We start from the raw sequence: 13,442 nt of genomic DNA on the forward strand, positions 1-13,442 counted from the left end.
GTTACTAAAATTGGCAAAATAAGTTTAAAGCAAAATGTTTTTCTTCTGTTTTTCGATGAATCCTGCGATTCCTTGCAGGCCCCCGGTGTGGATCAGGACTATTTTTGAGTTGGAAGGGAAATAATTAGTCTCAATGAGTTTAGTTACCGCAAAGTACATTTTTGCCGTGTAAATAGGATCAAAAAGCACATTGATTTTTTCTTTGGTGTCATTAATAAATGCCACCAGGTCGTCTGTTACCTTACCATACCCACCAAAATGCCATTGATCCATTAATTCGTAATTTTCAAATGGAATGTTGTGATGTTGGAGCATGTTCCTGAATTCTGAATGAATGAAATTCCCTTTAAGGGCGGAGATTCCGATCAGTTTACCCTCCCCGCTCATTGCTTTTAACAACCCAGCCATCGTACCCCCTGTACCCACAGAGGTGATTACATAGTCGAAAGATTGGTTTATTTCAGTCCATATTTCCTGACACCCCCGGATGGCCAGCTCGTTTGTGCCCCCTTCCGGCAGGATCAGATAGCCAGGGTGGATTTGTTGGAGTTGATGTTGGTTTTCCTTGAGTTGGCGGTACTCATTTCTGGAGACAAATTGGAGTTTCATGCCTTGGTCCGAAGCAAACCGAAGGGTGGGATTGCTGTCAGGCGACAGCTCATCACCCCGTATGATTCCAATAGAGGGGAGTTGATTCGCCGCACAGGCCGCTGCTGTGGCGGCTATGTGGTTGGAGTAAGCCCCCCCGAACGTGACAATGCCAGCGAGGTGGGATTCCCGGACATGGAGAAGATTGTATTTCAGCTTCCTCCATTTGTTGCCCATGATATGGGGATGAATGAGGTCATCACGCTTGATCCAGACTTCCAGACCCTTTTCTTCAAAGAGAGGATCATGAATTTGCCCAATTGGAGAAGGTATGCGAGCCATACAGCGAAGTTAGGTAAATTTGCCCCATGATTGACCCACAGGAAGAGCACCAGAACGAGGACTTGTTTGAGCATCACCACATTATAGCAGACCCTAAACAGGCCATACTGCGTGTAGACAAGTTTTTAATGGACAGGTTGCCCAACGTCACACGCACCAAGATTCAGTCTGGCATTAAAGATGGTTTTGTCAAAGTGAATGGGGAGTTGGTGAAGCCCAACTACAAAGTGCATCCGGGTGATTCCATACATATCTATTTGTCGGAGCCTCCCAGAGATGAGGATGTTGTCCCTGAGGACATTCCGTTGAATATCATCTATGAGGATAAATATCTCTTGATCGTGAACAAACCAGCCGGGATGGTGGTGCATCCGGCATATCAAAACTGGAGCGGTACCCTGGTGAATGCTCTGGCGTATCACTTTCAGAATCTTCCCGAAATGGAAGGAAACGAGGGTAGACCCGGGCTGGTACACCGGATAGACAAGGATACTTCGGGACTTCTGGTGATTGCCAAGACAGAAGCTGCCATGACCGGCCTGGCACGCCAGTTTTTTGATCACAGTATCGAACGCACCTACTATGCACTCGTATGGGGAGAGCCAGAACCCACTAAAGGCACCATTGATGTGTTTGTGGGCCGCAGCTTGAAGGATCGCCGGATCACGACTGCTTTTCCGGAAGGGGATTTTGGGAAAAATGCTGTGACCCACTATGAGACTGTGAAACAGCTGAGGTATGTCACGTTGCTCAAGTGTAATTTGGAGACTGGGCGTACTCATCAGATCAGGGCACATATGAAATACATCGGGCACCCACTTTTCAACGATGCCACCTATGGTGGCGACACCATTCTGAAAGGCACGGTATTTACCAAATACAAACAGTTTGTTCATAACTGCTTCAAAATGATTCCGAGACAGGCCCTCCATGCCAAGACCCTGGGCTTTATTCACCCCATTACCAAGGAGCCAATGCGCTTCGACTCTGAACTCCCCGAAGACTTCACCCAGGTGCTGGAAAAGTGGGAAAACTATGTCAATCACTACGATGAAGAACAATAATCCGATTGACAGGCATTTTTAGTATTTGGTGAGTTTGAGCACAGCTCTTTGCGGGATTTCTGAGAAAATTCAAACGAATGGATAGAATCGTTCGGGTTTTTTCAAAAACCGGGTGCACCCAAGATGAAAGCGTTATTCAGCACAATTGCAAATACTACAGTGGCATATTATGATTTTTGCATGAAATTGAGTAATTTATTACTATCTAATCAGCAAACAGATGGTAATTTGCGGAAAAATACAATCCATAGGGGTGTTCATTTCGGTTGTAGTTTTTCTTCCCTTGATGACCCACGCCCAAAGTGAAGTAAAAATTTATCAGGACGCAGATGCATACATGCGCCAGGAGAAGTATGACCTGGCAGTGGACGCTTTTCAGTACATTTCAGACCTCCCGGATGTCAAGTACAAATCCACCATCAGCGCTTTACTGAGCAAGAAGTACCGGTATCGGTCCATTGATACATATCTGGAGTTTGAAGCCGAGAAAGGCAAGGACCCACTGTACTACTATTGGCTGGGCAAGATTTACCTGAGAAGAAATATCCTCTCCAAGGCATCAGAGTATCTAAACCAGTTTCTTCAGATGTCTGAGGGCATGAATAAGCTGGACTCGTACCGCCAAGAGGCGCAGTTCAAACTGCAATTTGTCAATGCCGCTGAGACTTCCATGGCAGTGACACCACTCGAAAGCCCCATCAACTCCAACTTTGCAGAAATGTCCGGAGTATTGTTTGATGATGAGACTAGGCTCCTCTTTGCTTCGGATCGACTAGAGGAAGGAAAATTTGATATTTATGTGACGGAAAAGGGCCCTTATGGGTGGAACACGCCAAACGTGATTTCGCAATCACCCGTGGAGGTTGACCATCTCAACCTGCTCTATGTTCGGGGTACGTTTATGTACTACAATCAGCAAAGCAGCCAGCTCAACGAGATGGAAATTGGGGCGAAGGACTGGAAAGTGCTTTCTGCCGTGGAGACCCTGGATTTGGCCGGCGTTCAGCACATTTATATGAATAAGTATAAGACCCGTTTGATCTTTTCGAAACCCACAGAAGAGAATGGCCTGGAGATATTTGAGTCATTGAAGCTACGCTCTACCGGCGAATGGATGGAGCCGGTACTTATTTCTCCTCAGGTGAGTAGCAGATACAATGAGGACTACCCATATCTGACAGATGATAACAAGCGCCTCTATTTCAGCTCTGACCGACCCGGCGGACTAGGCAAGAGGGACATTTATTACTCGGAGTTTGATGACGTGAAGAATGTTTGGGGGCCTCCTATCAATGCCGGTATTCCTATCAATACTGTGGATGATGATTTTGATTTTAGGGTAAGCTCGGACAATGAAGCGGTATTCTCATCTGATCGGATTGAATCCACCGGAGATTATGACCTCTTTGTGTTGCAGGTGAAAAAGTGATTATCTGGCTACAATCATTTCCAGCAGATCATCCAGGTATTCCCGGTTATTGGATAGCCTGGGTACTTTATTTTGTCCACCTAATTTACCGCGCTTTTTCATCCAGTGATAAAAAGTGCCTTTGGCTACCAGATGTACCAGAGGGGCTACCAGCGCAATGTCTTTGTGACGCTTGGCGTCATAGTCAGAATTGATTTCGCGGAGTTTGGCATCCAATATTCGCTTGAATTGATCCAGGTCCTTTGGCTGTTTGTTAAACTCAATGATCCACTCGTGACAACCTCTGGTGCCTGCCTCCAGATAGCGTGGTCCGGCGGTGAAGTTCTCCATTTCCGCATCGGTTTGTTCACAGGCTTCAGCGATTGCTTCCTCTGCATTTTCTATGATCAACTCCTCGCCAAAAGCATTGATAAAGTGTTTGGTCCGCCCACTGATTTTGATCCGAAAGGGATCCAGAGAGGTAAACCTGATGGTGTCACCAATCTTGTACCTCCAAAGGCCGGAGTTGGTAGTAATGATGATGGCGTAGTTTTTTCCCAGCTCCACTTCGTCTAGGCTAATGGTCTTGGGCTGTTCACTGTCCCACTCTTCCTTAGGGATAAACTCGTAATAGATCCCATAGTCCAGCATCAGGAGCATTTCTTTTGAGTCTGTGCGATCCTGGATTCCGAAAAACCCTTCGGAGGCATTGTAGGTCTCCATGTAGCGCATGTTCGGAGAAGGAATGAGGCTATTGAAAAGCTTCTCGTATGGGGTGAACGCCACAGCACCGTGGATGAAGGTCTCCAGATTGGGCCACACCTCAAGGATAGAGCTTGCGCCTTTGATTTCCAGGATTCGCTCCAGGAGCACAATCGTCCAGGTGGGGACACCCGAGATGGAGGTCACATTTTCATCCAGGGTATAGTGTGCCATTTTTTCGATCTTCTCTTCCCATTCTTCCATCAGCGCAATATCCAGTGAGGGAGTTCTGACCATCTGGGCCCAGAAAGGAAGGTTTTTGATCAATACAGCCGAGACATCACCATAGTACGATTTGGCGTTTTTGTCAAACTGGTTTACCTGCTGGCTGCCGCCAATCACCAGGTTTTTTCCCGTAAACATCTTGGTGTCGGGATAATTGTTGACATAGATAGAGAGGAGATCCTTGCCTCCTTTGTAGTGGCAGTCTTCCAGCGCCTCGTTAGACACAGGAATGAATTTGCTGCGGGCGTTGGTCGTACCAGAAGATTTGGCAAACCAACGGATTTCTGTAGGCCAGAGGAGATTCTGTTCGCCACGCATCAGTTTTTCCACATAGGGGAAAATGTCCTCGTAGGTGACTATTGGCACTCTTTGTCGAAACTGTTCGCGGGTAGCGATGCTGTCAAACTCGTACTTTTTCCCATACTCCGTCTTTGAGGCGCGGGAGATCAGCGACATGAGCAGTTCTTCCTGCACCTCGTGTGGGTATTTCATGAAGAGTTCAATGTCGTGAATCCTCTTCTTCATTACCCAGGTCAATATGGAATTAAGAATCTCCATTATTTCTTTCGTCGGAGTTCAAAGTTTTTACCCAAATAGACCCTGCGCACTTGCTCGTCGGCAGCCAGTTCCTCAGGCGTGCCGGCTTTCAAAAGGTTTCCCTCAAACATCAGATACGCCCTGTCGGTGATGGAGAGGGTTTCATCCACGTTGTGGTCGGTGATGAGGATACCGATGTTTTTGTTTTTGAGCTGAGCCACAATGGTCTGGATCTCTTCCACGGCAATGGGGTCGACACCTGCGAAAGGCTCATCCAACAGGACAAAGCTTGGGTCCACGGCCAGGGCCCTGGCAATTTCGGTTCTTCTTCTTTCACCGCCGGAGAGCACCATTCCCAGATTTTTTCTGACGTGGGTCAGACTGAATTCCTCCAGCAAAGACTCCATTTTTTCTTTTTGCTCCACTTTGGAGAGCTTGGTCATTTCCAGCACCGCCAGGATATTATCTTCCACTGATAGTTTACGGAATACTGAGGCTTCCTGAGCCAGGTACCCAATTCCTTTTTTGGCTCTTCTGTACATGGCCAGGTCAGTGATATTCTCCTCGTCCAGGAAGATGCTCCCTTCATTGGGCTTGATAAGTCCTACAATCATGTAGAAGGTAGTGGTTTTCCCCGCTCCATTTGGCCCGAGCAATCCCACAATCTCTCCCTGGTTCACTGACACGGAGATGTCATTAACCACCCGGCGTTTCTTATACTTCTTGATTAAATGCTCTGCTCGTAATTCCATATCTATTGACCTTGCAAGATATCAATCAAATTTAATATCCTTAATGTTTAGCTGTAGGCTTTTGTTTCCCCGGTAGGTGTTTTCCTCTATCTGGTAGACCACCTGAAAGACCTCATGGTTCAGGAGGTCTTCAGATTTTTCAGCCAAACCAAAGCCAATGGCTTCATAGGCGAGGTGGTTTCCTTCCTGATAGAACGAGGCCTTGAGGTGTTCGTCTTTAATTATTTTGGGAGGAAATTTCAGCTTCACATTTTTGGTCACAAAGACAGGTTTGAGGTTTTGTGGGCCAAAGGGGGACATCTGCTTGATGATCATATAGTTTTTGTAATTCACAAAACTCAGATCTACTTCCAGGTCTATCTCCAGTTTGGGCTGTAGTATTTCCAGATTGATGGTTTCAGAAACAATCTTTTCAAATTTTTGTCGGAAAGCAGCTACATTTTCGAGTGGCAGGGTGAGGCCCGCTGCATGGGTATGTCCACCAAATTGTTCGAGCAGGTCACTGCAGGAAGAAATGGCCTCATGGATGTCGAAGCCTTCGATGGAGCGGGCACTTCCTGTCGCCTTATTTTTGGATTCGGTCAGGATGATGGTAGGTCGGTAGTATTTTTCGATGCATCGGGAGGCCACAATACCGATCACTCCCTTGTGCCAGTCATTTTTGAAGAGTACGGTGCTCTTGGCAAGCTTCAGACTTTCATCTTCCTCCACCATGCTCAGGGCTTCCTCAGTGATGGTCTTGTCAAAATCCTTTCTTTGGGCATTTTTGGCATTGAGTACGCTGGCAAAGGCTTCGGTTTCGCTATCATTTTCGGCAGTGAGCAGCCGCACCGAGTCATGGGCGTGGGTGAGTCGCCCGGTAGCGTTGATCCTGGGCCCGAGGTAAAAAACGATACTCGAAATGTCAATTTCATTTTTTAGGCCACTGACTTCCATCAGCGCTTTGAGTCCCGGACAAGGCGAGTGGTTGAGCTTTTTCAACCCATAAAATGCCAAAACCCTGTTTTCGCCAACGATGGGCACAATGTCGGAGGCGATGCTCACGGCCACCAGGTCCAGATGTTGATACAGCTGCTCCAGAGGGATGGAGTTTTGCATGCAAAAGCCCTGCAAGAGCTTGAAGCCCACTCCGCATCCTGATAGTTCCTTGAATGGATAGGGGCACTCTGGCTGCTTGGGATCCAGGATGGCATGGGCTTCAGGCAGTTGCTCCCCAGGGATGTGGTGATCGCAAATGATCAGATCAATGTCATAAGAATTGGCCAGGGCGGCTTTGTCCACTGCTCTGATGCCACAGTCCAGGCTGATGATGAGCTGAAAGCCATTGTCATGGGCATATTCAATCCCTTTGGTAGAGATGCCATATCCTTCTGTGTATCGGTCGGGAATGTAATATTCCAGGTGATCTGAGAAGGACTTAAGAAAGCCATACATGAGGGATACCGAAGTGGTGCCGTCCACGTCATAATCGCCGTAGATAAGAATCTTAGTATTGGAAAAAATAGCTTCACACAGCCTATTGACGGCCTTATCCATGTCCTTCATCAGAAAGGGATCGTGCAGATGGCTCAGAGATGGTCTGAAGAAACTTTTGGACTGTTCAAACTCGGTAATGCCCCGCTGCAGGAGGAGAGCCGTGAGGTCTTTGTTGATGTTGAGCTCCTTCGAAAGAGACTCGAGGTAGTCGGTATTTGGAATGTCCCGCAGCTCCCATCTTTTTTCCATTCGGGGAAATTAGAAAATATGGGTGAAAAAGCGAGGGGCTGGTTAAATGATATTGTCCAAATCTTTTTCTCCTACGTAGTAGTTTTGGTACCAGTATTCATAGTCTTCGTACTTCACACAATCATAATCATTGCGCTCTCCGAGTATGATGAAATGAACGGGCTGCAGCCATCCGGAAAATAGGGTAGACTGGGCGAAGGGAAGGTCAGAAAGTCTGACGATTTTGGTGCCTTCGAAGAATATGGGCGATGCTTTACGGGTCATAACAAGGCGAAAGTGTTATGCAAGCATACTAAATTTCCGCAAAAAGGTTGCGTCATTCGGCGTTATGAATATGTTATTCAGATGAAGTTACTGTTTATCATTGTGGTAATAGTTGGGTTATATTTATCGCATTTGGATATATTGGCGGGTAATTCTCTATGAAGATAGCACTAAGTGAGATATGGAATTTTTCTGAGTTGATCAGCGCCGACGAGCAGGGCTGGTCTTATAAACTGGTGGCTGGCAGTGTGGTGGTAGCGGATATTTCACAGCAAGTGCTTGTGGGGCTTAAGAGTGATGAGGAGTACGATACCGAATTGTTACCTTCCATTTTCACCTTTAGAGAAATTCTGTGGCAACCGGATGTGTTTACAGAATCGGTCAAAAGTCTTCCGGGTCTTCGGATCCTGAAAGCGCATTGTGAGGATATTATAACCACTTACGAGGAGGGGGGCACAGAGACACAGCTCCTGTATTCTGCGCTGTTGAAGGGGCTGGCGGCATGCAGTGAAGAGGCGATTGCCTCATTGGAGAGTGAGAGTGTTTCGGTGAAGAAGGCATTGGGCGAGTTCAGAACGGCTGCATTTCCTATCGTGAAGTTCTTCATTTTTCATCCTCAGAATAGAGTCGATTACTACAAGGATGCGGTGAACAGGCTGAACTATGCGGTGAAAATAATGCTCACACAGTTTCATGGAAAATACACCGAGTTATCCGATCCCTATTGGGAAGTAATCTATAGTCAGCCAAACAAAGAAGTAAAGACTGCCCGGAAAGCTGTGGAGGAAAAGGAAAAATCTTAGTTTTGCGGTTAGAATTTCAACAAATCCACAGGGAATCCGTTTTCTGGAGGATACCCAAAGTACACCAAATCTGCCCAAAGATTTATGCAGCCAGATGAGCAAAGGGAGGCCATGGAGCGTACCCGCTTTTTCTTAAAGAACTTATTCAGGGGAATACTCTGGCTGGCGGCTATCGTTGGGGGTTATTTCTATTTGAAGGCAAATTATAACTTCTCACTCGAGGGGGTTTTGGGGCCACTATACGATAAGCCCTTTGTTATTTTTGGCATTTTTTTTACCTCAGAGACCGTTTTTGGCATTATCCCTCCGGAGTTGTTTATGATCTGGTCACTTCGAAATGAGGTGCTCCAACAATATATCCTGAATGTGGCAGGCCTTTCTGTCCTGTCTTATCTGGCTGGCATCATCGGCTATTACATCGGTTCTCACTTTAGCACCACGCAGCTGTACCGCACCTTACAAAAGAACTATCTGGCCAAATTTGAAAAGCATGTTAACAAATTCGGAGGGTTTCTGGTTATCGTCGCAGCGCTGACGCCATTGCCATTTGCAGGTATCTGCATGCTGATGGGCGCTGTGAAATACCGATATCGCAGGTTTCTTTTGATGTCTATGACCCGATTTTTGCGTTTCACGGTCTATGCGATAATCATTTGGGAGGCGAATATATTTCAGTAGCCAAAACAAGAGCAATTAAATGAAAACAGGAGTTTTGCTGGTAAATCTGGGAACACCGGATTCCACTGAGGTGGGTGATGTAAGAAAATATTTAAGAGAGTTTTTGACTGATAAGCGGGTGATTGATATCCCGGCTGTTTCGCGCTGGATGTTGGTGAATCTTATCATTGCGCCGTTCAGGGCACCTAAGTCGGCGGCCGAATACAGGCGACTGTTTACTGAGCGTGGTTCCCCATTGAAGTATTACACAGAAGATCTTCTGGAGCCCCTGAGAAGTATATTGGGGAAAGACTATGTGGTGGAGTATGCCATGCGCTACCAAAGTCCCTCTATTCAGGTGGGGCTGGATAAATTACGCGAACAGCACGTGGGCAAAATCCATGTCATTCCTTTGTTTCCCCAGTATGCCTCGGCTTCCACTGGCTCGGTGATTGATAAGGTGATGGAGATCACTAAAACCTGGCAGATTATCCCGGAAATTAAATTCACGTCACAGTTTCTCGAGGAGGAGAAATTTCTACAGGTCATTGTGAACAAAGGGAAGAAGCGGATGGAAAAGACCGACTATGACCATTTTGTTTTCAGCTACCACGGTTTACCCGAGCGTCAAATCCTGAAGGGTTCAGTGGGCGAGCAGTGCCAACTAGGCACCTGTTGCAATCAATTTCATGATCGAAACCGGTATTGTTATCGGGCCCAATGCTACCAGACCACCCGATTGCTGGCGGATAGACTGGGGATTCCCGAAGAAAAATATACCGTTTGTTTTCAGTCCCGTCTGGGCAGAGACCCATGGATCAAGCCTTATACTGACCATGTGCTGGAAGACCTGGCTAAAAAGGGTAAAAAGAAAGTACTGGCCTTCTCACCGGCGTTTGTTTCAGATTGTCTGGAGACCACAGTGGAAGTAGGAGAAACCTACAAAGAGGACTTCATCAAAGCCGGTGGCGAACAGTGGGATCTGGTAGAAAGCCTGAATGACGATCCTTTGTGGGTAGAGTGCCTGGCAGATTTGGTTCGCAGCGTCTGATCTACTGAATCAGTAGCATTTGGGAAACCCAGCGCCCATCGGTGTGAATCCTTACGACATACACCCCCGAGGTTAGATAAGGCAAGGTAATGCCACCTTCAACTTCATTGGTGGCAAAATGTGTTTTGCCCTGAATCCCTATAATTTCAAGGGCTTTGATACTCCCATCTGTGGCCACATTCAGAGTGGTCATTGACTTGGCGGGGTTGGGGAATATGCGTGGCTCGGCTAGCACCCTGATGGCGTCCTGAAAGCTCAATGTATCCGCTGATGCACCCTGGTGACCTATTAGGGCAATATCAAAAACACCTCCATAGTTATATTGTACTTCCCCACCATTTGGCCAGTCTGCAGTAGATGGATTGCCCCCTTCAAACAACCATGTATAGCTGTCATAACCGTGGCTGGTGTTGGAAACAGTCAGAGATTCACCGGCCTCCAACGTGAGCTCAGAGAGCTCAAAATCCAGGGCGACCTCACAACTGGAGAGCAGCCCATCTACTTCCGAGCGTAGTGCTGAGAGTTGGTCGTATACATTTCCTCCGGGACAAAGGGTACTGCAGCCATCGCGGTGGCCGGCGATGTTTCCGACTTGGCCCAACGGGTGCGCGCTGGACCCGAGGGCATCCAGGTTTTCTTTTTGAAGTTTGAATGCGGCCAGTTGCTGTAATGTTGCCCACGTGGCATCAGTAGGGAGAGCCGCTTCATAATTTCCCAATAGACAAATACCCATGGTTTGACTATTGCTACCACAGAAGTGCGCGCCCAGTACGTTATCCTGTTCACCACCGGCAGGGTCGCGACCGGCGTAAAGCGCCCCATTTTGGGCAATGAGATAATTGTATCCGATATCCGACCAGCCATTCACCTCGGTATGATAGATGTAGATGTCACGCACTACCTGAGTGTAGTTGGTGTTGGTATTGGAGCCCGCTGCATGATGAATAATCACGTGCTCCACGTCTGTGAAGGAGCGACTGTAGCTCGGGGCATCCAGGCCATTGCGCCATTCTTCCTGCAGGATGGGGTCCACATTAAAATCACATTCTTCCTGATCAGCTCTCAATTTTCTACTGGATGTGGCCGGAGCATTTCCACTATTGATCAGGAAGACAGACCAATCAGGGTCAGCATCCACCTTGGTTACCTCAATCGGTTCAGGCAATGAAAGAAAGTAGGTATACGCCGGGGCATCCGGATCCAGTGGTATAGCCATCGCTGTACCATTCACCTCTATTTTCACTGATTGTCCCTGAAAATGGGGGCTTTTCAGCACGAGAGCAGTGGTGGGTTGGCCGGACAATATCTTTCTGTCTTCTTGGGTATACCTGAAAGCGCCAAGCCTCTGTGTGGGAGGTTGCTTCTGGGCCAGAAGAGGGAAGTATTGAAAGAAAATGAGTAAAAGTATCGCGTGTTTTCTATGCACTGACAGTGAGGATTTCGTTCAGTTTACCTATAACGTAATCTACGTCTGCTTTGGTATTGAATCTACTGAATGAAAACCGGATAGCTCCTCGCTGCGGATCAGATCCGATGGCTGTGAGTACGTGCGAGCCAATGTTGGAACCACTGCTACAGGCACTTCCTCCCGAGGCAGAAATTCCGTTGATGTCCAGGTTGAAAAGGAGCATGTCATTGTCTTCACTTGGAGGCAGGCTCACACTCAGTACAGTATACAAGCTGTTTTCCAAATCGTCAGAGGTGCCATTGAATGATACGCCTTCTATGTGCAGTTTGAGCTGCTCTATCATGTAAGACTTCACCGATTCTATTTGCTTTTTATGGTCATCCATATGAGCGTAGGCCAACTCCAGTGCCTTGGCCAGGCCAATGATTCCATAGACGTTTTCTGTGCCTCCGCGCATGTTGCGTTCCTGGGCTCCTCCATGAATAAAGGGTTGTATTCTTTTTTCATGATTGACATAAAGGAACCCCACGCCTTTAGGCCCATGAAATTTATGTGCCGATCCCACTACAAAATTGGCTTTCAACTGCTGTAGGTCGTGACGGAAGTGCGCCATGGACTGCACGGTGTCTGTATGAAAAACTGACCCATAGGCCTTGCTCATTTCAGCGATGGCATGAATGTCGTTCATCGTACCAATTTCATTATTGGCGTGCATGAGCGTGATGAGGGTGTTCGGGTCTTTTTTGAGGAGCTGTTCTATTTGATCGAGGCTGATTTGACCTTTCTCATCCACATCCAACAGGTGCAGATTGACGTTGCCTTTTTTGGCCAGCATTTCTACAGTGTGCAGTACGGCATGATGCTCCAGCGGTGTGGTGATGATGTTTTTTACCCCGTAATCTTCTATGGTACAGCGAATGGCCGTATTGTCAGCCTCGGTACCTCCCGAAGTGAAAAAGATTTCTGACGGAGAGGTGTTGAGGAGGTCAGCCACTTTTTTTCGAGATTTCTCTATGGCAGATCTCACCTGCCGTCCATGCCAGTGGATAGAGGACGGATTGCCGTAATACTCCAGCATATATGGCTTCATTTCTTCAAATACAGCCTCGTCAAGAGGGGTGGTAGCCGCATTATCAAAATATACTTTTTTCATTTCGGGGACGTGTGTTAACTATGCAAAGCACAAAATTAAGCATATTATGCATGAGACCGACAACATCTATGGACATGAATAAGCAGGTACTGGAATATTTGAAAAGGGTGCAGTCATTGGCCAAAACAGGTTTGACTTATGCGGAAGATGCTTATGACCGTGAGCGCTATGAGGAACTGAAGGAGAGCACCAACAATTTGCTGAGTGCGCTTGTGGGTGTGGAGGTTGAGCGCATCGTTGCTCAGTTTGAAAACCTCGACGATTACCCCACTCCAAAAGTGGATGTGCGTGGGGTGATTTTGAAGGAGGGAAAAATATTATTGATCCGTGAAAAAACCGATGGAAAATGGGCCATGCCCGGGGGGTGGGCAGACAATGGCTACTCACCGTCAGAGAATATCGTGAAGGAAGTATGGGAGGAGTCTGGTCTCAGAGTAAGGCCCGAGCGCTTGATGGCCGTGTGGGATAAGCGGAAGCATGATCATCCGGCCGATGTACACAGCGTTTACAAACTCAATTTTCTTTGTATAGAGGAGGGCGGAGCACTCAATCCGGGCCATGAAACCATAGGCGCAGCGTATTTCCCCATCGATCAACTACCAGAACTATCGCTGATGCGAAATACATCCGCTCAGATTCAGAAGCTTTATGAACTGGCCCTTTCGGGAGGAGTTGATTTCGACTGAAATCAGTGATGAGGGAG

13 protein-coding genes are annotated in these 13,442 nt (G+C 47.3%); 6 read left to right on the forward strand and 7 right to left on the reverse strand.

Annotated features, from left to right (window positions below; translation table 11 throughout):
* Positions 1 to 24: 24 nt before the first annotated feature.
* Entirely contained in the window at positions 25 to 930 is a 906-nt protein-coding gene (locus GV030_RS20750) for a 1-aminocyclopropane-1-carboxylate deaminase/D-cysteine desulfhydrase (protein ID WP_159585300.1), read from the reverse strand.
* Between the two features lie 26 nt (positions 931 to 956).
* Between GV030_RS20750 and GV030_RS20755 the strand changes: the two genes are divergently transcribed.
* Positions 957 to 1,994 carry an RluA family pseudouridine synthase gene (locus GV030_RS20755; protein WP_159585302.1) on the forward strand — a complete coding sequence of 346 codons (1,038 nt, stop codon included), beginning with the start codon at positions 957 to 959 and terminating at the stop codon, positions 1,992 to 1,994.
* A gap of 220 nt (positions 1,995 to 2,214) precedes the next feature.
* Positions 2,215 to 3,423, forward strand: a complete 1,209-nt coding sequence (locus GV030_RS20760) for a PD40 domain-containing protein (RefSeq protein ID WP_159585304.1) — start codon at positions 2,215 to 2,217, stop codon at positions 3,421 to 3,423.
* Here GV030_RS20760 and GV030_RS20765 read toward each other — a convergent pair whose 3' ends face one another.
* Genes GV030_RS20765 through GV030_RS20780 form a run of 4 tightly spaced genes read right to left on the reverse strand, consistent with a single transcriptional unit; the run spans position 3,424 to position 7,667 of the window.
* Positions 3,424 to 4,947 (reverse strand): GH3 auxin-responsive promoter family protein, encoded by a 1,524-nt coding sequence (locus GV030_RS20765; protein WP_159585306.1) that lies wholly within the window; start codon positions 4,945 to 4,947, stop codon positions 3,424 to 3,426.
* Complete coding sequence (lptB, locus tag GV030_RS20770) at positions 4,947 to 5,678, reverse strand: LPS export ABC transporter ATP-binding protein (RefSeq protein WP_159585308.1); 732 nt, start codon at positions 5,676 to 5,678, stop codon at positions 4,947 to 4,949. The genes GV030_RS20765 and lptB overlap by 1 nt, the downstream gene beginning before the upstream one ends.
* A 21-nt stretch (positions 5,679 to 5,699) precedes the next feature.
* Positions 5,700 to 7,403: a single-stranded-DNA-specific exonuclease RecJ gene (gene recJ / locus GV030_RS20775; protein ID WP_159585310.1), complete on the reverse strand. Its 1,704-nt coding sequence runs from the start codon at positions 7,401 to 7,403 to the stop codon at positions 5,700 to 5,702.
* A 42-nt stretch (positions 7,404 to 7,445) separates the two neighbouring features.
* Positions 7,446 to 7,667: a hypothetical protein gene (locus GV030_RS20780; RefSeq protein WP_159585312.1), complete on the reverse strand. Its 222-nt coding sequence runs from the start codon at positions 7,665 to 7,667 to the stop codon at positions 7,446 to 7,448.
* A gap of 158 nt (positions 7,668 to 7,825) precedes the next feature.
* Between GV030_RS20780 and GV030_RS20785 the strand changes: the two genes are divergently transcribed.
* From GV030_RS20785 to hemH, 3 genes are all read left to right on the forward strand, one after another.
* Entirely contained in the window at positions 7,826 to 8,470 is a 645-nt protein-coding gene (locus GV030_RS20785; protein ID WP_159585314.1) for a hypothetical protein, read from the forward strand.
* 84 nt (positions 8,471 to 8,554) lie between these two features.
* Positions 8,555 to 9,148 (forward strand): YqaA family protein, encoded by a 594-nt coding sequence (locus GV030_RS20790; protein WP_159585316.1) that lies wholly within the window; start codon positions 8,555 to 8,557, stop codon positions 9,146 to 9,148.
* Between the two features lie 19 nt (positions 9,149 to 9,167).
* Positions 9,168 to 10,178 (forward strand): ferrochelatase, encoded by a 1,011-nt coding sequence (hemH, locus tag GV030_RS20795; protein ID WP_159585318.1) that lies wholly within the window; start codon positions 9,168 to 9,170, stop codon positions 10,176 to 10,178.
* 1 nt (position 10,179) lies between these two features.
* Here hemH and GV030_RS20800 read toward each other — a convergent pair whose 3' ends face one another.
* Together GV030_RS20800 and GV030_RS20805 are read right to left on the reverse strand one after the other, a co-directional pair.
* Positions 10,180 to 11,604 (reverse strand): N-acetylmuramoyl-L-alanine amidase, encoded by a 1,425-nt coding sequence (locus GV030_RS20800; protein ID WP_159585320.1) that lies wholly within the window; start codon positions 11,602 to 11,604, stop codon positions 10,180 to 10,182.
* On the reverse strand, positions 11,597 to 12,739 hold the full coding sequence (locus GV030_RS20805; RefSeq protein ID WP_159585322.1) for a cysteine desulfurase family protein: 1,143 nt from the start codon (positions 12,737 to 12,739) through the stop codon (positions 11,597 to 11,599). Before GV030_RS20805 ends, GV030_RS20800 begins: the two co-directional genes overlap by 8 nt.
* 50 nt (positions 12,740 to 12,789) lie before the next feature.
* Here GV030_RS20805 and GV030_RS20810 point away from each other — a divergent pair, with 50 nt between their 5' ends.
* On the forward strand, positions 12,790 to 13,425 hold the full coding sequence (locus GV030_RS20810; protein WP_159585324.1) for an NUDIX hydrolase: 636 nt from the start codon (positions 12,790 to 12,792) through the stop codon (positions 13,423 to 13,425).
* Positions 13,426 to 13,442 lie beyond the last annotated feature (17 nt).

The organism is Marinoscillum sp. 108 (genome assembly GCF_902506655.1).
Lineage (GTDB): Bacteria > Bacteroidota > Bacteroidia > Cytophagales > Cyclobacteriaceae > Marinoscillum > Marinoscillum luteum.

What these genes read in the sequence shown, in the direction of transcription:
- GV030_RS20785 (WP_159585314.1), top strand. Translation starts at nt 7,826, where the DNA reads ATGAAGATAGCACTAAGTGAGATATGGAATTTTTCTGAGTTGATCAGC.
- GV030_RS20765 (WP_159585306.1), bottom strand. Translation starts at nt 4,947, where the DNA reads ATGGAGATTCTTAATTCCATATTGACCTGGGTAATGAAGAAGAGGATT.
- GV030_RS20810 (WP_159585324.1), top strand. Translation starts at nt 12,790, where the DNA reads ATGAGACCGACAACATCTATGGACATGAATAAGCAGGTACTGGAATAT.
- GV030_RS20780 (WP_159585312.1), bottom strand. Translation starts at nt 7,667, where the DNA reads ATGACCCGTAAAGCATCGCCCATATTCTTCGAAGGCACCAAAATCGTC.
- hemH (WP_159585318.1), top strand. Translation starts at nt 9,168, where the DNA reads ATGAAAACAGGAGTTTTGCTGGTAAATCTGGGAACACCGGATTCCACT.
- GV030_RS20760 (WP_159585304.1), top strand. Translation starts at nt 2,215, where the DNA reads ATGGTAATTTGCGGAAAAATACAATCCATAGGGGTGTTCATTTCGGTT.
- GV030_RS20805 (WP_159585322.1), bottom strand. Translation starts at nt 12,739, where the DNA reads ATGAAAAAAGTATATTTTGATAATGCGGCTACCACCCCTCTTGACGAG.
- recJ (WP_159585310.1), bottom strand. Translation starts at nt 7,403, where the DNA reads ATGGAAAAAAGATGGGAGCTGCGGGACATTCCAAATACCGACTACCTC.
- lptB (WP_159585308.1), bottom strand. Translation starts at nt 5,678, where the DNA reads ATGGAATTACGAGCAGAGCATTTAATCAAGAAGTATAAGAAACGCCGG.
- GV030_RS20790 (WP_159585316.1), top strand. Translation starts at nt 8,555, where the DNA reads ATGCAGCCAGATGAGCAAAGGGAGGCCATGGAGCGTACCCGCTTTTTC.
- GV030_RS20750 (WP_159585300.1), bottom strand. Translation starts at nt 930, where the DNA reads ATGGCTCGCATACCTTCTCCAATTGGGCAAATTCATGATCCTCTCTTT.
- GV030_RS20755 (WP_159585302.1), top strand. Translation starts at nt 957, where the DNA reads ATGATTGACCCACAGGAAGAGCACCAGAACGAGGACTTGTTTGAGCAT.